Origin of the sequence: Kitasatospora sp. NPDC090091, from assembly GCF_044747365.1 — a bacterium.
In the GTDB taxonomy this organism is placed as follows: domain Bacteria; phylum Actinomycetota; class Actinomycetes; order Streptomycetales; family Streptomycetaceae; genus Kitasatospora.
The window spans coordinates 298,474-316,904 of the sequence record NZ_JBIVDY010000008.1 but is presented as its reverse complement, the minus strand read 5'-3'; the positions used below and the strand labels follow the sequence as shown (position 1 = coordinate 316,904).

The following is an 18,431-nucleotide window of genomic DNA, read 5'->3' as shown; positions in this document are numbered from 1 at the left end:
GGTTCCCTTCAGCTGCGGCGGAGGGCGTCGAGGAGGGCGCCGGCCACGCGGTCCTGCTGCTCCTCGGTGAGGGCGTGGTAGAGCGGCAGGATCAGCGAGCGGCGGGTGAGCAGCTCGGTGGCGGGCAGCGGCACCCGGGCGGTGCCCTTGTACGGGGCCTCCAGGTGGGCGGCCATGATGCCGCGCCGGGCGGAGACGCCGGCTTCGGCCAGCGCGGCGAGCACCGCCCCGCGGTCGGGGGCGCCGTCCGGCAGCAGCAGCCAGCAGGACTGGTAGTTGGTGGTGCCGTGCTCCGGGTCGGCGACCAGGCGGGCGCCGGTGCCGGCGAGCAGCTCGCGGTAGCGCGCGGCGAGCTCCCGCCGCCGGGCGACCATGGCCGGCAGCTTGCCCAGCTGCACCAGGCCGACCGCGGCCTGGATGTCGGTCATCCGGTAGTTGAAGCCGATCTCGTCGTACGTCTCCAGCACGCCGGCCCCGCCGCCGGCGGTGGCGTGCCGGTCGGCGGCCGAGACGCTCATCCCGTGCTCGCGCAGCCGCCGCAGCCGGGCGGCGAGTTCGCCGTCCCGGCAGGTGACCATGCCGCCCTCGCCGGTGGTGAGCACCTTGCGCGGGTGGAAGGAGTAGGCGGCGACCGCCGCCGTGGCGCCCACCGGCCGGCCCCGGTACACCGAGCCGGCGCCGCACGCGGCGTCCTCGACCACGGTGGCGCCGCGCGGTTCGGCCAGCGCCCGGATGCCGTCCAGGTCGACCGGCACGCCTCCCTGGTCGACGGCGACGACGGCCTTCGTCCGCGCGGTGAGCAGCGGTTCGACGGTGGCGGCGGTGAGGTTGCCGGTGGCCGGGTCGACGTCGGCGAAGACCGGGACGGCGCCGACGTAGGTGACGGCGTTGGCGGTGGCCACGAAGGAGAGGGAGGGCACCACCACCTCGTCGCCCGGCCCGACCCCGGCCCCGATCAGCGCCAGGTGCAGCGCGGTGGTGCAGGAGGAGACGGCGACGGCGTGCGGCACCCCGAGGTGCTCGGCGAAGGCCCGCTCGAACGCGGCCACCCGGGGGCCCTGGGCCACCCAGCCGGAGCGGACGGCCTCGGCGGCCGCTGTGGCCTCCTCCTCGCCGAGCCAGGGCAGCATGACGGGGATCACGGGCGCCGCGGGGGCGGTGCTGGACACGGCTCTGCTCCGAACTGCCGGACGGGAAGGGGGGTTCACTGCTCGCGCCACCAGGCGACCAGCCGGCGCAGGCCCTCGTCGAGGCCCAGCTCGGGCTTCCAGCCGAGGTCGCGCTCGGCGGCGGAGATGTCCGCCACCCGGCGGACCACGCCGCCGGCGGTGCCCCGGGCCGGGCCGTGCTCGACGTCCAGGTCGGGGCGGTCCATCGCGCCGAGCAGCGCGTCGGCCAGGCCGCGCAGCGAGACCTCGGTGGAGCTGGCGATGTTGTAGACCCGGTCGGTGACGGGCGCGGCGGCGGCCAGCAGGTTGGCCCGGGCGATGTCCTCGGTGTAGACGAAGTCCATGGTCTGCGCGCCGTCGCCGAAGATCAGCGGCGGCTCCCCGGCGGCGATCCGCTCCATCCAGCGGATGAACACCTCGGTGTACTTGCCGTGCACGTCCATCCGGGGCCCGTACACGTTGAAGTACCGCAGCGCGACGTAGTCCAGCCCGGACATCGCGTGGAAGCTGCGCAGGAGGCCCTCGTTGAAGGCCTTCGCGGCCCCGTAGAGGGTGTCGTTGTTGTAGGGGTGCTGGGTCTCCGGCGTCGGGAAGACGTCGGCGAGGCCGTAGACGGAGGCGCTGGAGGAGGCGACCACCTTGCGGACGCCGGTCTCGGCGGCGGCCTCGACCACGTCGAAGGTGCCGTCGACCAGCACCTCCAGGGCCAGCCGGGGCTCGGTGGCGCACTGGGTGATCCGGATCGCGGCCAGGTGGAAGAGCAGGTCGGTGCCGGGCTCCAGCAGCTCGCGCAGGAGCGCACGGTCGCGGATGTCGCCGTCGACCACGCGCAGCCGGCCGGGCCCGGCGGTCTCCTCGGCGTGCGCCAGGTTGGCCCGCCGTCCGCGGACGAAGTTGTCGAGGACGACCACTTCGCGGGCGCCCGCCCCGATCAGCTGGTCGACCACGGTGGAGCCGATGGTGCCGGCCCCGCCGGTGACCAGGCAGCGGGAGCCCTCGATCTGTACAGCGTTCACCGCGTCGCGGCCCTTTCCTGAGCTTCGGACAGTTCGTCGACCGGAGCGGCGCCCACCGGGACGGTGGCGCCGCCGAGTTCGAGGCTGAGCGAGGCCGCCTCCAGCAGCTGCAGCACCCGCAGCCCGGACCGGCCGTCGGTGAGCGGCGCCCGGCCCTCGGTGATCGCGGCGGCGAACTCGGCCATCACGTTGCGCAGCGCCTCCTGCTCCACCAGCGCGGGCGCCACCATCTCGCCCACCCGGTAGGAGATCAGCGCCTGGTGGCGGATCGCGTCGGTGAGCTCGTCGGGCGGGGTGAGGTCCACCCCGCGGTCGTGCACCGCCAGCCGGGCCTGCGGGTTGAGGTCGTCCCAGACCAGCGTGCGCCGCGAGCCGCCGATCAGCGTGGTGCGGACCTTGGTCGGGGAGAGCCAGTTGACGTGGCAGTGCGCCAGCGCGCCGTTGCTCAGCCGGACCGTCAGGTACGCCACGCAGGCCCGCCCGGCGCCGATCGGGTCGGCCCCCTGGGCGGAGACCCCGACCGGCTCGACGCCCGGCGGCAGCACGAAGTCGAGGATCGACAGGTCGTGCGGGGCGAGGTCCCAGAGCACGTCGACGTCGGGCTGGACCAGCCCGAGGTTGATCCGGACCGAGTCGAAGAACTGGACGTCGCCGATCTCCCCGCCGTGCACCAGCTCGCGGATCCGGCGCACCACCGGCGTGTAGCAGAAGGTGTGGTCGCACATCAGCACCAGCCCGCGCGCCTCGGCGAGCGCCACCAGGTCGGCGGCCTGCTCGGCCGAGGTGGTGATCGGCTTCTCCACCAGGACGTGCTTGCCGGCCTCCAGGGCGGCGCGGACCAGCCGGTAGTGCGCCGCCGCGGGCGTGGCCACGGCCACCGCACCGACCCGTTCGTCGGCCAGCACCTGCTCGAAGGCGGTGGTGGACCGCACGGTGCTGTACTCCCCCAGCACCCGGCGGGACCGGCTCTCGTCCAGGTCGCAGAGCCAGTGCAGGCGCAGCGCCGGCGTCAGTTGCGCGTTGCGGACCAGGTTCGGGCCCCAGTAGCCGGCCCCGACCACGGCGATCCCGATCGGGTGCGCGGGCGTGGGCTGGGGCGGTGCTCCCGGCGTGGGCACGTGCTCGCCGGGCGCCTCGTTGGCGGTTTCCGTCTCCGTCATCGCAAGACCCCCCTTGCTCGTCGTCGACTCGGCCGCCGGGCACCCCGGACCCCTCACCCCGGAAGCCTCAACGGCCATCGCAGGCAAAGGAGTTGTCATGCCACGCCGGAAACCCCCCGACCGGTCGGCCGCCCCTCGCACCGCTGCTGGAACGCTACCGGCCACCGCCACCGACCGGGGGCGGATTCGGGAAACCCGGGGACGAGTCGTGACGATGGCGTGCGGATCCGGCCAACACGCCGTGCCCGCCCGGCCGATCGGCGACCGCCGCACCCCGGTTGTGCGAATGTCGGTGACATTTGACAGGCTTGCCCCGGACTGACCCCCGTCAGCCGCGCCACCGGCACAGAGACACAGGAGGAGGACGACGCATGACCACCGAAGACCAGCCCGGCACTCCCCTGCTGCGCCACCACCGCGACAGCCTGCTGCCCGCCGTCGCCGCCGCCCTGTCGCTGAAGCACGGCGAGGTGCACACCCTGGCCGGCGACAAGTCCGCCCGCCGGCCCGCACTGCACCCGCTGGTCGGGGAGTTCCTGGACGCACTGCCGCTGGAGCACCGCGAACGCTTCACCGGCCGCTGCCCGGAGGCCGTGCTGCTCTCCCAGTACCTGGCCACGGTCGACGGCAGACGCTCGAAGCGCGCCTCCCGCAAGCCGATGAGCCTGAACGAGGCCCGCAAGGCCCTCAAGGGCTCCCGGTTGACCACCATTCGGATCCGTGAGGAGCACGACCCGGCGCACGGCACCCACGCCCCGCCCTGCCGTTCGTGCATACCGATGCTGGAGCACTTCACCGTGCAGAGCGTCGCGGTCGGTCCGACCGGGCGCTGACCGCGCGGCCCGACCAGCCCGCGCCGACCACGCGCCCCCGTACGCCCCCTGTTCCCGAACCACCGGAGCCCGTCCTGAATCCGCCCAGCCCTCCCCCGCCGCCCCCTCCGACCACGCTCGGCGGCCCGGCCGTCCGCACCCGCCCGCGCTTCCCCGCCGACGTCGCCGCCGAGCTCAAGGCCGCCGGCTGGCACCCCGGCCGGTGGGAGATCCGGCAGGCCGAGGAATGGGCCGACACCCTGGTGGGCCACGGCAGCCCGACCGGCGTGGCGCACTCGGTGTTCCCGGCGGCGGTGGAGGCCTGGGCCGAGTTCGGCGGGCTCTCCTTCGACCTCGCCGGCCCGGGGCGCCAGCTGGCCCGCACCCCGTTCCTGATCGACCCGCTCTGCGGGCTGCACCAGCCGCGCACCCTGGCCGACCTCGGCCGCGCCCTGGACACCCGGCTCGCCCCGCTCGGCGAGGAGGCGTACGGGCAGGCGCTGCTCGCCATCGACGAGGAGGGCCGGGTCCACAGCCTGGACCACACCGGCGAGTGGTTCCTCGGCCACGGCATCGACCAGGCGATCACCGCGCTCGTACTCGGTACCGCCCCCGAGCGGCTGCGCACCGCCGACGAGGTCTGACGGCCGCCCCGACCCGCCGGGGCCGGCGCGCGCCCCGGGCTCAGACCAGCCGGTCGGCGCGGACCGCCAGCCGGGACGGCAGCACGGCCTCCACCCGGAACCCGCCGTCCCGCTCCGGCCCGGACGAGAAGGTGCCGCCCAGCGCCACCACCCGCTCCCGCATGCCCACCAGCCCGTTGCCCCCGCTGGGCAGCGCCGCCGCACTCCGCTCACCGCCCGGACAGGCGTTCACCACGCTCACCCGCACACCGTTGGGCGCGTACGCCAGCAGGACGGAGACCTCCGCACCGCCGGCGTGCTTGTGCGCGTTGGTCAGCCCCTCCTGCACCACCCGGTACGCGGTCTGCTCGGCCTCGGTGGTGAACTCCTGACGGCTGCCACTGACGGTGAGCGTCACCGCCATCCCCGCCGCCCGGGACTGGTCCACCAGCCGGGGCAGGCCGGCCAGCGAATCCGGCTCCGGCGCCGTCTCGTCCGACATCCGCAGCACCCCGAGGATCTCGCGCAGCTCGTTCAGCGCCTGCCGGCCGACCTCACCCATCAGCTTGGCGCTCTGTGCCGCCTTCTCCGGATCCTTGACCACGATCCGCTCCAACGCCCCGGCGTGCACCACCATCAGCGACACCCGGTGCGCCACCACGTCGTGCATCTCCCGGGCGATCCGGGTCCGCTCCTCCAGCCGGGCCCGGCGGGCCCGCTCGCGGGCCTGCTCGGCCAGCAGGTCCAGCTCGGTCTCCAGACCGTGCGCGCGGTCCTTGAGCGACTCGATCAGCCTGCGCCGTGCTCCCACGTAGAGCCCCGTCACCACCGGCGGCACGGTCAGACCGACGGCCACCAGCACCGCCAGCAGGATCTGGCCCCACAGCGGCGGCTGCTCCACCGACGACTCGCCCGGCGACAGGATCGTCACCATCATCACGCCGACCGCCTCGGCGAAGGCCAGCGCCGAGAGCGCCACCACCCGGCGCCGCCGCGACGGCCACTCCCAGGTCTCCGCCAGCGTGTAGAGCGAGACCACCAGCAGCACCACCCCGAGCATCCCGGGCATCGCCACCAGCGCCACCAGCACCGGCACCGCGGGCCAGCGCCTGCGCAGCACCAGGCTGGCGCCCGCGAGCGCGCCGAACAGCGCGACCCCGGCGATCGCGAGCGGGGGGAGGTGGACCCGGGGCGCCAGGAAGGCCACCCCGCTCGCCGCACACTCCAGCGCCGCCAGCGCGGCCAGGCCGATGTCCAGGAGAGCGCTGCGCCGACGCTCCCACCACCAGAACGACCGACCCCGCATGCGCTCCCCAGGCGACTTGCTCATAGCCCCACAGCCTAAGCGCGAACCCTCCCCCTTCCCCACCCGGTTCCCCCCGTACACCCCGGCGGACGGGCAAGTGGTCCAGACCACACAAAGCTTGACAGTGATCTTGTCCGGCATCCGGCCACCTCGCGGACACGACCCGTCCCGACACCTATGCTGGGTCGCGTCGGACAGCGCGGTCCGCACGCGTCACAGGCGCCACACGCGCACTGAACTGTGGCGATGAGCCGTTGCCGAACCCCACCACCACAGGGAGCCAGCCGTGACCGCTCCGGTCCCCACCCCGGCGGACAGCCCCACGCCCGTCGCCGACAACGCCGCCCTGCGCGCGGACATCCGACGCCTCGGCGACCTGCTCGGCGAGACGCTGGTCCGTCAGGAGGGCCCCCAGCTGCTGGGCCTGGTCGAACAGGTCCGGCTCCTCAGCCGCACCGACGGCGAGGCCACCGCCGAACTGCTCTCCGACATCGACCTGGAGACCGCCGCCAAGCTGGTCCGCGCCTTCTCCACCTACTTCCACCTCGCCAACGTCACCGAGCAGGTGCACCGCGGCCGCGAGTTCGCCACCCGCCGGGCCCGCGAGGGCTCGCTCCTCGCCCAGACCGCCGACCAGCTGGCCGAGGCCGACCCCAAGCACCTCGAAGACACCCTGGCCCACCTCTCGGTCCGCCCCGTCTTCACCGCCCACCCCACCGAGGCCGCCCGCCGCAGCGTCCTCAACAAGCTCCGCCGCGTCGGCGAACTCCTCGACCGCATCCACCGCGAGCAGATCGCCTCCGGCCTCGCCACCGCCGGCACCCCCGGCACCCCCGACCGGGCCGCCGCCCGGCGCACCTCCCTCCAGCGCCAGGCCGACCGCCGCCTCGCCGAGGTGATCGACCTGCTCTGGCAGACCGACGAACTGCGGATCGCCCGCCCCGAGCCCACCGACGAGGCCCGCAACGCCGTCTACTACCTCGACGAGCTCTACCGCGAGGCCGTCCCCGAGGTCCTGGAGGAGCTGCACGAGGAACTCGCCCGGGTCGGCCTCGCCCTGCCCGACGGCGTCCGCCCGCTCACCTTCGGCACCTGGATCGGCGGCGACCGCGACGGCAACCCCAACGTCACCCCGCAGGTCACCTGGGACGTCCTCAACCTCCAGCACGAGTACGGCATCAAGGACGCCCTCGCCGCCGTCGACGACCTCCGCAACTCGCTCTCCACCTCCGAGCGACTGGCCGGCGCCTCCGTCGAACTGCTCGCCTCGCTCAACAACGACCTGCACGTGCTCCCCGAACTCAGCCCCCGCTACAAGCGGATGAACGCCGAGGAGCCCTACCGCCTCAAGGCCACCTGCGTCCGGCTCAAGCTGGAGAACACCCGCGAACGCCTCGCCCACGGCACCCCGCACGTCGAGGGCCGCGACTACCGCGGCACCCGCGAACTGATCGCCGACCTCCGGCTGATCCAGGACTCGCTGCGCGCCCACCGCGGCGAACTGATCGCCGACGGCCGCCTCGCCCGCGCCATCCGCACCGTCGAGGCGTTCGGCCTCCAGCTCGCCACCATGGACGTCCGCGAACACGCCGAAGCCCACCACCACGCCCTCGGCCAGCTCTTCGACCGCCTCGGCGAAGAGGCCTGGCGCTACGCCGACATGCCGCGCGAGTACCGGCAGCGGCTGCTCGCCAAGGAACTGCGCTCCCGCCGCCCGCTCGCCCCCACCCCGGCCCCGCTCGACGCCGCCGGCACCAAGACCCTCGGCGTCTTCAGCACCATCCGCGAAGGCCTGGAGCGGTTCGGCGACGAGATCGTCGAGAGCTACATCATCTCCATGTGCCAGGGCGCCGACGACGTCTTCGCCGCCACCGTCCTGGCCCGCGAAGCCGGCCTGATCGACCTGCACGCCGGCATCGCCAAGATCGGCATCGTGCCACTGCTGGAGACCACCGAGGAACTCCAGAAGGCCGACCGCATCCTCGACGAAATGCTCTCCGACCCCTCCTACCGACTGCTCGTCTCGCTGCGCGGCGACGTCCAGGAGGTCATGCTCGGCTACTCCGACTCCTCCAAGTTCGGCGGCATCACCACCTCCCAGTGGGAGATCCACCGCGCCCAGCGCCGACTGCGCGACGTCGCCCACCGGTACGGCATCCGGCTGCGCCTCTTCCACGGCCGCGGCGGCACCGTCGGCCGCGGCGGCGGCCCCTCCCACGAGGCCATCCTGGCCCAGCCCTGGGGCACCCTGGAGGGCGAGATCAAGGTCACCGAGCAGGGCGAGGTCATCTCCGACAAGTACCTGCTGCCCTCGCTGGCCCGGGAGAACCTGGAGCTCACCATCTCGGCCACCCTGGCCGCCTCCGCGCTGCACACCGCCCCGCGCCAGGCACCCGAGGAGCTGGCCCGCTGGGACGCCGCGATGGACCGGGTCTCCGCCGCCGCCCACGACTCCTACCGCGCCCTGGTCGAGCAGGACGACCTGCCGAAGTACTTCTTCGCCGCCACCCCGGTCGACCAGCTCGCCTCGCTCCACCTGGGCTCCCGCCCGTCCCGCCGCCCGGACTCCGGCGCCGGCCTCGACGGCCTGCGGGCCATCCCGTGGGTCTTCGGCTGGACCCAGTCCCGCCAGATCGTGCCCGGCTGGTACGGCGTCGGCTCCGGCCTCGCCGCCGCCCGCGCGGCCGGCCTCGGCGACGTGCTGGACGAGATGTACGGCCAGTGGCACTTCTTCCGCAACTTCCTGTCCAACGTCGCCATGACGCTGGCCAAGACCGACCTGCGGATCGCCCGCCACTACGTCGAGCAGCTGGTGCCCGCCGACCTGCACCACGTCTTCGACCAGATCACCGCCGAGCACGAGCTCACGCTGCGCGAGGTGCTCCGGCTCACCGGCGAGAGCGAACTGCTGGAGCACAACCCGGTGCTCAAGCAGACCTTCACCGTCCGCGACGCCTACCTCGACCCGATCTCCTACCTCCAGGTGGCGCTGCTGCGCCGCCAGCGCGAGGAGGTCGAGGCCGGCCGGCACGAGGACCCGCTGCGCGCCCGCGCGCTGCTGCTGACCGTCAACGGCATCGCGGCCGGCCTGCGCAACACCGGCTGACCGGCGCCCGGAACACCACAGGGCCCCGCGGCACGCGTGCCGCGGGGCCCTGCCGTTCCGTTCCGCGTCAGCCGAGCTGGCGCACCTCGGCGACCAGCGGTCCGTACCGGGCCACCACCTCGTCCCTGGCCTTCGCCGCGTCGGTGACGTAGACCATCACCCCGGCGCCGTCCCCGGCCAGCGTCCCGAACAGCTGCTGCCCGCGCCCCCGCCAGTACTCCGCGTCCGCGGTGATCCGCTGCAGTACCTCCCGCGCCTGGCGGCGCGAGCCGGCCGCGTCCCGGAAGGCCACCGTCACCGGCGCGGTCCGGACGCCGTCCCGCACCGCCTGGTCGAAGCCGCCGCCCGGCACCCGCAGCACGTGGACCGTGCCGGCCCCGGGGTCCACGCAGACGCCGAAGTACTGGTCCGGGTAGCGCTGCGAGGCCAGCGTCCTGATCTCCACGGCCGCCCGGCCCGCCGGGGTGTCCAGCAGGCCGCCGCCGCCCGCGGAGGCGGACGGGGAGGGCAGGCCGGAGGACGGCGCACCGCCCGTCGGACTGCCGGTCGGGCCTCCGGTGGGGCTCCCGGTCGGGCTCCCGGTGGCCGGCCTGCCGGACGGGCCGGTCGAGGCGGACGAATGGGTCGGGACCGGCAGCCCCGTCCAGGTCGCCGGCGCCCCGGTGGACGGCACCCCGGTGCTGGACGGCACCCCGGTGAAGGGCCCGCCGGACGAGGACGAGCCCGCGGACGGCCACCCCGTGAAGGGCCCACCGGGCGACGGCGCACCGCCCGGCCCCGAGGATGTGATGCCGGACGACGGGAAGCCCGTTGACGTGATGCCCGACGACGGCACGCCCGTTGACGGGAAGCCGGACGACGGCGCCCCCGACGGACCACCCGAAGGACCGCTCGACGGCCCGACCCACCCCGGCGTCCGCAGTGAGGTCGGCCCCTGCGTACAGGCCAACACCGGCCCGTCCTCCGACCCGAACGGATCCGTCGACCCCGGGCCGGACGACGCCACACCGGCCGGAGCCAGACCCGCCCCCGCGCCGCCACCACCGCCGAGCTGGGACAGCCCGCCGACGCCCACCGCCAGGACCGCCGCACCGGCCGCGACCCGCACCGCCACCGTCCGCCGGGCGCGCCGCTCACCGGCCCGCCGCAGCTCGGCCAGCGGCGCGGCGGCGCCGCTCACCGCCTCCGCCTGCTCACCGAGCCGGACGACCAGCTCCTCCTCGAACCCGTCCGTGTCATCGACCGCCATGGCCCACCATCTCCCTCGCCGGTGCCAGCTCCTGCCGGAGCGTCTTCAACGCACGCGCCAGATGGGTCTTCGCCGTCGCCTGCGAACAACCGAGCTCCTCGGCGACCCGCGCCACCGGGAGGTCGACGTAGTACCGCAGCACCACGGCCGCCCGCTGCCGCGGCGGCAGCACCCGCAGCGCCGCCGCCAGCTGCTCGTCCCGCTCGTTCTCCGGGCCCGCCGCCGGGCCGTCCGGGAGCACCGCGGTCAGCACCTCCCGCCGGGTCCGCCGCCACCGCGAGACATGGGTACGCACCATCGCCCGGCGTACGTAACCCTCGGTCGCCGCCGGGTCCCGGATCACCGACCGTTTCGGATAGACCCGCGCCAGGGCGTCGTGCAGCAGGTCCCGGGCGTCGTGGACGTCCCCCGTGATCAGGAAGGCACCGCGCAGCAGCGCCGGGTACCGGGCCGCGACGAACTCGTCGAACGGGTCGCCGCCGGCGCCCTCCGACCGCATCGATTCGCGCTTCATGCCCCCAGGACGCACGGGCCGCCGGAAACGGATGACACCGCACGGAGAAATGCCGGAGGGGCCGGCGCCCGGAACCCCGGACCCGGCCCCTCCGGACCTCGTCATTCGCCTACATCGCCCGCCCGGCGGCGCTTCACCCACAGGGCCGCACCGCCCGCCGCCACGACCAGGCCGCCACCGACGGCCAGCAGACCGGCGTCGCCCCCGACCGAACCACCGAGCACCGGACCGAACTGCGCCGCCGCCGGCTCCGGGGACACCACACCCGGATCGGGCTCCGCGACGCTCTCCGCATGGGCCACACCGCCGCCGGAGAGCAGCACCCCGGCCGCACCCAGCGCTCCGGCGGTGCCCAGCGCGCCGGCCGTGCCGACCCGCCGTCCGAGCTGCTTCAGCCGAACCACCCGGATCCGCCGAAGGCGCCGGACCGGACGAAAACTGCGCATCGAGAACTCCCCAGGACCCGTTCGCGTACCCGGTCGACGCTATCCGATCGGCACAGGTTTCTCACACACATTCAGGTTTGACCGCCCAAGCGTTGTACGACTGTTGTGCGACACACCGCCCTAAAGGCCGACGCCCGCCACCCCGTCGAACAGACGCCCGTCGCGGATGCCGACCGTGCGCCGGGCCCGGGCCGCGACCTCGCGATCGTGCGTGATCACCAACAGGCTCAACCCGCCCGCATTCAGCTCCTCGAAGAGCTCCAGCACCCGCCCGGCCGTCACCGAGTCCAGGTTGCCGGTCGGCTCGTCACAGAGCAGCAGCGACGGCGCGTTCACCAACGCCCGGGCGATCGCCACCCGCTGCCGCTCACCCCCGGACATCCGCGCCGGCAACGCCCCGGTCCGGTGCCCGAGCCCCACCCGCTCCAGGACCCGCCGCGCAGCCTCCCGCCGCCCGGACCGCGCCGCCCGGTGGTAGAGCAGGCCGAGCATCACGTTCTCCTCGGCCGACCGGTACGGCAGCAGATGGAAGGACTGGAGGACGAAACCGATCCGGCTGCCGCGCAGCGCACTGCGGTCCGCCTCGCAGAGCACCCCGGTGTCGATGCCGTCGAGCTCGTACGTACCGCTGCACCCCCGGCGGAACCCAGGAACTGACGCCGGATCAGCTCAGGGGCGGTCAGGAGTTGTACGTCCCCTGCGCCCGCTCCAGCCCCTCCGACAGCAGCGCCTCCACCGCATCGGCGGACCGGTCCACGAACCAGTCCAGCTCCTTGCGCTCCGTCCCGGAGAAGTCCTTCAGGACGAAGTCCGCGACCTCCATCCGGCCCGGCGGCCGGCCGATCCCGCAGCGCACCCGGTGGTACTCCGGGCCGAGCGACTTGGTGATGGACTTCAGGCCGTTGTGACCGTTGTCCCCGCCGCCCAGCTTCAGCCGCAGCGCCGCGTAGTCGATGTCCAGCTCGTCGTGGACCGCCACCACCGCCGAGGCCGGGACCTTGTAGAAGTCCCGCAGCGCCGTCACCGGGCCGCCGGAGAGGTTCATGAACGACATCGGCTTCGCCAGCACCACCCGCCGCCCCGACAGCCGCCCCTCGGCCACCTGGGCCCGGCTCTTGTGCGCCTTGAACTTCGCGCCCATCCGCTGGGCCAGCAGGTCCACCACCATGAACCCGATGTTGTGCCGGTTCCGGGCGTACTGCTCACCCGGGTTGCCCAGGCCCACCACCAGCCAGGGGCCCTCGTACGCGTTCTCGCTCATCCCGCCGCTCCTCGTGGTCACGTTCACCGCCATCTTCCCGGACACACCACTGCCCCGGGCGCTCCGACGGGAGCGACCGGGGCAGCGGTCAGGCTGTGCGGAAGGCTCAGGCCTCGGCGCCGGCCTCGGCCTCGGCGGCCTCCTCCTCGACCGGAGCGGCCTGGGCGGCGATGACCTGCAGCACGACGGCGTCGGCCTCGACGGCCAGGGTGACGCCGGACGGCAGGGTGATGTCCTTGGCGTGGATCGAGGCACCGGCCTCCAGGCCCTCGACCGAGACGGTCACGGCCTCGGGCAGGTGGGTGGCCTCGGCCTCGATCGGCAGGGCCTGCAGGACGTGCTCCAGCAGGTTGCCGCCCGGGGCCAGCTCGCCCTCGGTGTGGACCGGAACCTCGACGGTGACCTTCTCGCCACGCTTGACCAGCAGCAGGTCGACGTGCTCGATGGTGCGCTTGATGGCCTCACGCTGGACGGCCTTCGGCAGCACGTACTCGTCCTTGCCGTCGATCGGCACGACCAGCAGGGCGTTCGGGGTCTTCAGGGCCATCATCAGGTCGTGGCCGGGCAGGTTCAGGTGAACCGGCGCGTGGCCGTGACCGTAGACGACACCGGGGACGAAACCGGCACGGCGGGCGCGACGGGCGGCACCCTTGCCGAACTCGGAACGGGTCTCAGCGGCAAGGCGGATCTCGGACACGACTGCACTCCTCGGAAGACTGGCGCGGGGGTGCAGACAACGAAAAACCGCCGGGACCACACCCTCAGAACATTCGGGGGTCACTCGGCGGCGTACGACCTCTGCAGATGACCGGAAGCCGGCATCGGCAGCGCGTCGATCACGGAGCGCGCACCCGCGAACAGGCACACGGCATCCCTCGCCGAGCAGTTTCACGAGTCTAACCGCACCCGGCGCCTCCCGCGAAATCGACGGCGGCCCCGGTCCACCGAGGACCGGGGCCGCCGACGCGGGGCTTCGTCAGTGCACACCCTCGAACAGGCTCGTCACCGAGCCCTCCTCGAACACCTCGCGGATCGCAGCCGCGATCGACGGGGCGATGGAGAGCGTGGTGATCTTGTCCAGCTGGAGCTGCGCCGGAGTCGGCAGCGTGTTGGTGAACACGAACTCACTCACCCGCGAGTTCTTCAGACGGTCCGCAGCCGGGCCGGAGAGCACCCCGTGGGTGGCCGCCACCAGAACGTCCGCAGCACCGTTCTCGAACAGCGCGTCCGCCGCGGCGCAGATCGTGCCGGCAGTGTCGATCATGTCGTCGACCAGCACGCAGACCCGGCCCCGGACGTCACCGACGACCTCGGCCGACAGGATCGTGTTGGCCTGCGTCATGTCACGACGCTTGTGGATGATCGCCAGCGGCGCATCCAGACGGTCGCACCACTGGTCGGCCACCTTCACCCGGCCGGCATCCGGCGAGACGATCGTCAGCTTCGACCGGTCGACCTTCTCACCCACGTAGTCCGCCAGCAGCGGCAGTGCGAACAGGTGGTCCACCGGACCGTCGAAGAAACCCTGGATCTGCGCCGTGTGCAGATCCACCGCCATCAGCCGGTCCGCACCCGCCTGACGCAGCAGATCGGCGACCAGACGGGCCGAGATCGGCTCGCGACCCAGGTGCTTCTTGTCCTGACGGGCATAGCCGTAGAACGGCAGGATCGCGGTGATGCTCCGCGCGGAAGCCCGCTTCAGAGCATCGATCATGATCAACTGCTCCATGATCCACTGGTTGATGGGAGCCGTGTGGCTCTGCATCACGAAGCAGTCCGCGCCACGCGCCGACTCCAGGAAGCGGACGTAGATCTCCCCGTTGGCGAAGTCCAGGGCCTTGGTCGGAACCAGCTCGGTCTCCAGCGCCGCAGCCACCTCCCTCGCCAGCTCCGGGTGGGCACGGCCGGAGAAGAGCTTCAGCTTCTTCTCACCCGACGTCGTGATCCCGCTCACTGCACCGTCTCCTCGCGTTGCTGACGCTGAACCCGTCCGCACCGCAGACAGGCACGAGCCCGCACGCGATAGGGGTCGGGGGAATGTCGGTACGCCTGGACACGGGCGGTAAGCCCAATGGCGCACGTATGTCCCCAAGGTTACGCGCCCGCGCAGAAACCGTCCGCCCCGGTACCGCCCCTCGGACCCCCACCCAGCCCGATCAGGCCTCCCCCGCCGCCTCCCCGGCAGCAGCCGCAGCCTGCGCCGATGCCGAACCCGGACGCTTGCGCTCCACCCAACCCGGAATGTTGCGCTGCTGCGCCCGGGCCACGCCCAGTGCGCCCGGCGCAACGTCCGAGGTGATCACCGAGCCGGCCGCCGTGTAAGCGCCGTCACCCACCGTCACCGGCGCGATGAACATGTTGTCCGAACCCGTGCGGCAGTGCGCCCCGATCACCGTGCGGTGCTTGTTCACACCGTCGTAGTTCACCGTCACCGACGCCGCACCGATGTTGGTGCCCTCGCCGATCGTGGCGTCACCGATGTAGGAGAGGTGCGGCACCTTGGCACCCTCACCCAGCTCCGAGTTCTTGATCTCCACGTAGGTGCCCACCTTCGCCTTGCGGGCCAGCTTCGCCCCCGGCCGCAGGTACGCGTACGGGCCGGCGGTGGCCAGCTCGCCCACCTCGGCACGGTCCGCCGTGGTGTTGCTCACACGCGCGCCGGCACCCACCCGGGTGTCCGTGAGCGTGGAGTTCGGGCCGACCTCGCAGCCCTCGCCCAGGTGGGTGCGGCCCTGCAGCTGGGTGTTCGGCAGCACGACGGCGTCCGGCTCGTAGGAGACCTGCACGTCGAACCAGGTCGTCGCCGGGTCCACCACCGTGACACCCGCACGCATCGCCCGCTCCAGCAGGCGGTCGTTGAGCAGCCGCCGGGCCTGCGCGAGCTGCACCCGGTCGTTGATCCCCAGGATGTCCCGGTAGTCCGCCGCCACCACCGCACCGACCCGGTGACCGGCCGTCCGCAGGATCTCCAGCGTGTCAGTGAGGTACTCCTCACCCTGCACGTTGTCGGTGGTGACCCGCGCCAGCGCCTCGGCCAGCAGCTTCGCGTCGAACGCGAACACCCCGGAGTTGATCTCGGCGATCTCCCGCTGGGCGTCCGAGGCGTCCTTCTCCTCCACGATCGCCGACACCGCGCCGTCCACACCGTCCCGCAGGATCCGGCCGTAACCGAACGGGTCCGGCACCACGGCGGTCAGCACGGTCACACCGTTGCCCTGCCCGGCATGCGCCTCCGCCAGCGCGGCCAGCGTCGCCCCCGTCAGCAGCGGCGCATCCCCGGTGGTGACGATCACCGTCCCGTCCAGCTCCACACCGTCGGCGGCCAGCGTCTCCAGCGCCGTCCGCACCGCGTGCCCGGTGCCCTTCTGCTCCACCTGCACCACCGCGCGGGCAGCCGGGTAGAGCGCCGCCAGGTGCGCCTCCACCTTCTCCCGCATGTGGCCGACGACCACGACCAGCTGCTCCGGCGTCAGTTCCTCGGCCGCCGCCACCGCATGCCCCACCAGGGAACGCCCGCACACCTCGTGCAGCACCTTGGGCAGGCTGTTCGACTTCATCCTGGTCCCGCCACCGGCGGCAAGCACGACAACGGCAGCAGGCGAATTGGCACTCACGGGGGAGGCTCCTCAGTCGGTTCACAGGAGGGCAGAGCAGCCGGGGAGCGGATCCGCACGTCTACGCCCTGGCGCCTAGAGGATAGCTGCGCTGGGAAAACGGCCCGATCAGGTTCGCTCAGACGTGAAGCTCCCCGGGCAGGAATCGAACCTGCGAAGACCAGATTCAAAGTCTGGGCGCCCGTGCCAGCAGAGCAACCGGGGATGGCCAAGCACACACTACGGGTTTCAGCGCTGCGTCTCCACCACTATGCCGGACCACCAACCTTCAATCCGACGGTAGAGGTCCGCGCTGTCGAGGACGTTGACAGACAAGCAGCCTCTGTAGTCCGATCCTGTGTTCTTCCGGGCCGTCTTCGGGTTGTGACGCTTGAGCGTGGCGCGCTGAAAGAGCTCCACCGGCACGCCCGCGATCTCCGCCCAATAGCACTCCGCCGCGGCCACGTCCGCCGTCTCGTGGATCGCCACCCGCAACCGCCACCGCTCGGGCGGGACACCGAGCAGCCGCAGCCACGCAAGATAGAGCCGGATCACCTGAGGGTCGCTGTTGATGAATCGGACCCGCTCACGCCGCGCATACTGCTTGTCCTTCGCCCCCTCCGCCCAGTAGAGCGCGACACCCACGAGGAAGACATCCCTGTCGCTCATCGGACCGATCTCCGCCTTCGACTTTGCCTTCACGGCTTGGCGCTCCTCTTCCCGCTTCTTACGCAGTGGCCCCCAGCGAGCCTCAGCGGCCTTTCGCGTCCTCTCTCGACGCGAAGTGGGCGCCGGCAGGTCCCGCACCCACAGGGATATCGAGCTCTTCGAGACCCCCAGCTCCGCCTGGATCTCGTCGTACGTCCGGCCCTGGGCCCGGAGGCGGCGGGCGGCTTCGCGCTGCTCGGTCTTGGCTCGCATGCGGCGATTCTGTGTGCGAGTGGTCCGGACACGGGGCGAATCCGCCCTTCATCCATCCGGTCGGGTGAATTCACTCAAGCGCCGGGCAGCGGCGTATTCCCCTGGCGACCGGGCAGAACCTACGATGCCGTAGGTTACGCTCACGTAACCTCTCTCCCCTCCCTCAAGGGATTCTCATGACCATCCAGGCCGGCGAGGCGCGCGCCGACACCGCGCTCCCCATCGATCCCGCCCCGACCCTGCTCTCCGCCACCCGCGGCGGGGAGCGGCAGGGGCTCGCCGAGCGGATCGCGCTCGGGCTCTTCATCGCCGTACCCTTCGCCGCCCTGGTCGCCGCCGTGCCGGTGGCCTGGGGGTGGGGGCTGGGGTGGACGGACCTCGCGATCGCGACCGTCATGTACTTCCTCACCTGCCACGGCATCACGATCGGCTACCACCGCTACTTCACCCACGGCGCCTTCAAGGCCAACCGCCCGCTGCGGCTGGCGCTCGCGGTGGCCGGCTCGCTGGCGATCGAGGGCCCGCTGGTCCGCTGGGTGGCCGACCACCGCAAGCACCACCGGTTCAGCGACAAGGACGGCGACCCGCACTCGCCGTGGCGCTACGGCGAGACCGTCCCGGCGCTGCTCAAGGGCCTGTGGTGGGCGCACATGGGCTGGCTCTTCGACGAGGAGCAGACGCCCCAGCTGAAGTACGCGCCGGACCTGGTGCGCGACCCGGCCATAAGGGTGATCTCCCGGCTGTTCTGGCTCTGGACCATGCTCTCGATGCTGCTGCCGCCGCTGGTGGGCGGTCTGATCACGATGTCTTGGCAGGGGGCGCTCACCGCGTTCTTCTGGGGCTCGCTGGTCCGGGTGGCGCTGCTGCACCACGTCACCTGGTCGATCAACTCGATCTGCCACGCGGTGGGCGCGCGCCCGTTCCGTTCGCGGGACCGCTCGGGCAACGTCTGGTGGCTGGCCGTGCTCTCCTGCGGCGAGTCCTGGCACAACCTGCACCACGCGGACCCGACCTCGGCCCGGCACGGTGTGCTGCGCGGGCAGGTCGACTCCTCGGCCCGGCTGATCCGCTGGTTCGAGCTGGCCGGCTGGGCCCGGGACGTCCGCTGGCCGGACGCGCAGCGGATCGCCGCCCGCCGCGCCGCATGAGGGCGCGCCTGCAGCATGATGTAGGGGTGAACGGGAGCAGCGCACAGAGCACAGGCGGCCACGAGAGCACGCGGACGGACGCGGCGCCCGACGGGGCGCCGGACCGT

General features: G+C 72.8%; 16 protein-coding genes, 1 tRNA gene and 1 pseudogene. 4 read left to right on the top strand and 14 right to left on the bottom strand.

Features of this window, described 5'->3' with window-relative positions; translation table 11 throughout:
• Window positions 1-8 precede the first annotated feature (8 nt).
• From ACIPSC_RS16930 to ACIPSC_RS16920, 3 genes are read right to left on the bottom strand one after another with little or no spacing between them, the layout of a single operon-like run.
• Window positions 9-1,169: a DegT/DnrJ/EryC1/StrS family aminotransferase gene (locus ACIPSC_RS16930; RefSeq protein ID WP_400826400.1), complete on the bottom strand. Its 1,161-nt coding sequence runs from the start codon at window positions 1,167-1,169 to the stop codon at window positions 9-11.
• Between the two features lie 35 nt (window positions 1,170-1,204).
• Complete coding sequence (locus ACIPSC_RS16925; RefSeq protein WP_400826399.1) at window positions 1,205-2,185, bottom strand: NAD-dependent epimerase/dehydratase family protein; 981 nt, start codon at window positions 2,183-2,185, stop codon at window positions 1,205-1,207.
• Window positions 2,182-3,345 (bottom strand): Gfo/Idh/MocA family protein, encoded by a 1,164-nt coding sequence (locus ACIPSC_RS16920; RefSeq protein ID WP_400826398.1) that lies wholly within the window; start codon window positions 3,343-3,345, stop codon window positions 2,182-2,184. The genes ACIPSC_RS16925 and ACIPSC_RS16920 overlap by 4 nt, the downstream gene beginning before the upstream one ends.
• Before the next feature lie 371 nt (window positions 3,346-3,716).
• On the opposite strand from ACIPSC_RS16920, the gene ACIPSC_RS16915 reads away from it, so the two are divergent.
• Window positions 3,717-4,178: a YwqJ-related putative deaminase gene (locus ACIPSC_RS16915; RefSeq protein ID WP_400826397.1), complete on the top strand. Its 462-nt coding sequence runs from the start codon at window positions 3,717-3,719 to the stop codon at window positions 4,176-4,178.
• 74 nt (window positions 4,179-4,252) lie between these two features.
• Window positions 4,253-4,801, top strand: coding sequence for an SUKH-3 domain-containing protein (locus ACIPSC_RS16910; protein WP_400826459.1), 549 nt, complete (start codon window positions 4,253-4,255; stop codon window positions 4,799-4,801).
• A gap of 40 nt (window positions 4,802-4,841) precedes the next feature.
• Here the strand turns inward: ACIPSC_RS16910 and ACIPSC_RS16905 are convergent, their stop codons facing one another.
• Window positions 4,842-6,110: a sensor histidine kinase gene (locus ACIPSC_RS16905; protein WP_400826396.1), complete on the bottom strand. Its 1,269-nt coding sequence runs from the start codon at window positions 6,108-6,110 to the stop codon at window positions 4,842-4,844.
• Between the two features lie 262 nt (window positions 6,111-6,372).
• Between ACIPSC_RS16905 and ppc the strand changes: the two genes are divergently transcribed.
• On the top strand, window positions 6,373-9,192 hold the full coding sequence (gene ppc, locus ACIPSC_RS16900) for a phosphoenolpyruvate carboxylase (RefSeq protein WP_400826395.1): 2,820 nt from the start codon (window positions 6,373-6,375) through the stop codon (window positions 9,190-9,192).
• 67 nt (window positions 9,193-9,259) lie between these two features.
• Here ppc and ACIPSC_RS16895 read toward each other — a convergent pair whose 3' ends face one another.
• The 10 genes and pseudogenes from ACIPSC_RS16895 to ACIPSC_RS16850 form a co-directional block, all read right to left on the bottom strand.
• Window positions 9,260-10,441, bottom strand: coding sequence for a hypothetical protein (locus tag ACIPSC_RS16895; protein WP_400826393.1), 1,182 nt, complete (start codon window positions 10,439-10,441; stop codon window positions 9,260-9,262).
• Window positions 10,428-10,955 carry a SigE family RNA polymerase sigma factor gene (locus tag ACIPSC_RS16890; protein WP_400826392.1) on the bottom strand — a complete coding sequence of 176 codons (528 nt, stop codon included), beginning with the start codon at window positions 10,953-10,955 and terminating at the stop codon, window positions 10,428-10,430. The genes ACIPSC_RS16895 and ACIPSC_RS16890 overlap by 14 nt, the downstream gene beginning before the upstream one ends.
• A 101-nt stretch (window positions 10,956-11,056) precedes the next feature.
• On the bottom strand, window positions 11,057-11,401 hold the full coding sequence (locus tag ACIPSC_RS16885) for a hypothetical protein (RefSeq protein WP_400826391.1): 345 nt from the start codon (window positions 11,399-11,401) through the stop codon (window positions 11,057-11,059).
• A 120-nt stretch (window positions 11,402-11,521) separates the two neighbouring features.
• Window positions 11,522-12,031: pseudogene (locus ACIPSC_RS16880) on the bottom strand (ABC transporter ATP-binding protein); the annotation flags it as partial.
• A gap of 49 nt (window positions 12,032-12,080) precedes the next feature.
• Window positions 12,081-12,662, bottom strand: coding sequence for an aminoacyl-tRNA hydrolase (pth, locus tag ACIPSC_RS16875; protein WP_400826389.1), 582 nt, complete (start codon window positions 12,660-12,662; stop codon window positions 12,081-12,083).
• Between the two features lie 106 nt (window positions 12,663-12,768).
• Window positions 12,769-13,359 (bottom strand): 50S ribosomal protein L25/general stress protein Ctc, encoded by a 591-nt coding sequence (locus ACIPSC_RS16870; RefSeq protein ID WP_395294632.1) that lies wholly within the window; start codon window positions 13,357-13,359, stop codon window positions 12,769-12,771.
• Between the two features lie 279 nt (window positions 13,360-13,638).
• Window positions 13,639-14,616, bottom strand: a complete 978-nt coding sequence (locus tag ACIPSC_RS16865; RefSeq protein WP_400826387.1) for a ribose-phosphate diphosphokinase — start codon at window positions 14,614-14,616, stop codon at window positions 13,639-13,641.
• A gap of 202 nt (window positions 14,617-14,818) precedes the next feature.
• Window positions 14,819-16,276, bottom strand: a complete 1,458-nt coding sequence (glmU, locus tag ACIPSC_RS16860; RefSeq protein WP_400826385.1) for a bifunctional UDP-N-acetylglucosamine diphosphorylase/glucosamine-1-phosphate N-acetyltransferase GlmU — start codon at window positions 16,274-16,276, stop codon at window positions 14,819-14,821.
• 130 nt (window positions 16,277-16,406) lie between these two features.
• Window positions 16,407-16,481, bottom strand: a tRNA-Gln gene (locus ACIPSC_RS16855).
• Between the two features lie 23 nt (window positions 16,482-16,504).
• Entirely contained in the window at window positions 16,505-17,176 is a 672-nt protein-coding gene (locus ACIPSC_RS16850; protein WP_400826384.1) for a hypothetical protein, read from the bottom strand.
• Window positions 17,177-17,352: 176 nt separating this feature from the next.
• On the opposite strand from ACIPSC_RS16850, the gene ACIPSC_RS16845 reads away from it, so the two are divergent.
• Window positions 17,353-18,324, top strand: a complete 972-nt coding sequence (locus ACIPSC_RS16845) for an acyl-CoA desaturase (RefSeq protein ID WP_400826383.1) — start codon at window positions 17,353-17,355, stop codon at window positions 18,322-18,324.
• Window positions 18,325-18,431 lie beyond the last annotated feature (107 nt).

What these genes read in the sequence shown, in the direction of transcription:
- ACIPSC_RS16920 (WP_400826398.1), bottom strand. Translation starts at nt 3,345, where the DNA reads ATGACGGAGACGGAAACCGCCAACGAGGCGCCCGGCGAGCACGTGCCC.
- ACIPSC_RS16915 (WP_400826397.1), top strand. Translation starts at nt 3,717, where the DNA reads ATGACCACCGAAGACCAGCCCGGCACTCCCCTGCTGCGCCACCACCGC.
- ACIPSC_RS16905 (WP_400826396.1), bottom strand. Translation starts at nt 6,110, where the DNA reads ATGAGCAAGTCGCCTGGGGAGCGCATGCGGGGTCGGTCGTTCTGGTGG.
- ACIPSC_RS16895 (WP_400826393.1), bottom strand. Translation starts at nt 10,441, where the DNA reads ATGGCGGTCGATGACACGGACGGGTTCGAGGAGGAGCTGGTCGTCCGG.
- ACIPSC_RS16890 (WP_400826392.1), bottom strand. Translation starts at nt 10,955, where the DNA reads ATGAAGCGCGAATCGATGCGGTCGGAGGGCGCCGGCGGCGACCCGTTC.
- ACIPSC_RS16885 (WP_400826391.1), bottom strand. Translation starts at nt 11,401, where the DNA reads ATGCGCAGTTTTCGTCCGGTCCGGCGCCTTCGGCGGATCCGGGTGGTT.
- pth (WP_400826389.1), bottom strand. Translation starts at nt 12,662, where the DNA reads ATGAGCGAGAACGCGTACGAGGGCCCCTGGCTGGTGGTGGGCCTGGGC.
- ACIPSC_RS16850 (WP_400826384.1), bottom strand. Translation starts at nt 17,176, where the DNA reads ATGCGAGCCAAGACCGAGCAGCGCGAAGCCGCCCGCCGCCTCCGGGCC.
- ACIPSC_RS16845 (WP_400826383.1), top strand. Translation starts at nt 17,353, where the DNA reads ATGACCATCCAGGCCGGCGAGGCGCGCGCCGACACCGCGCTCCCCATC.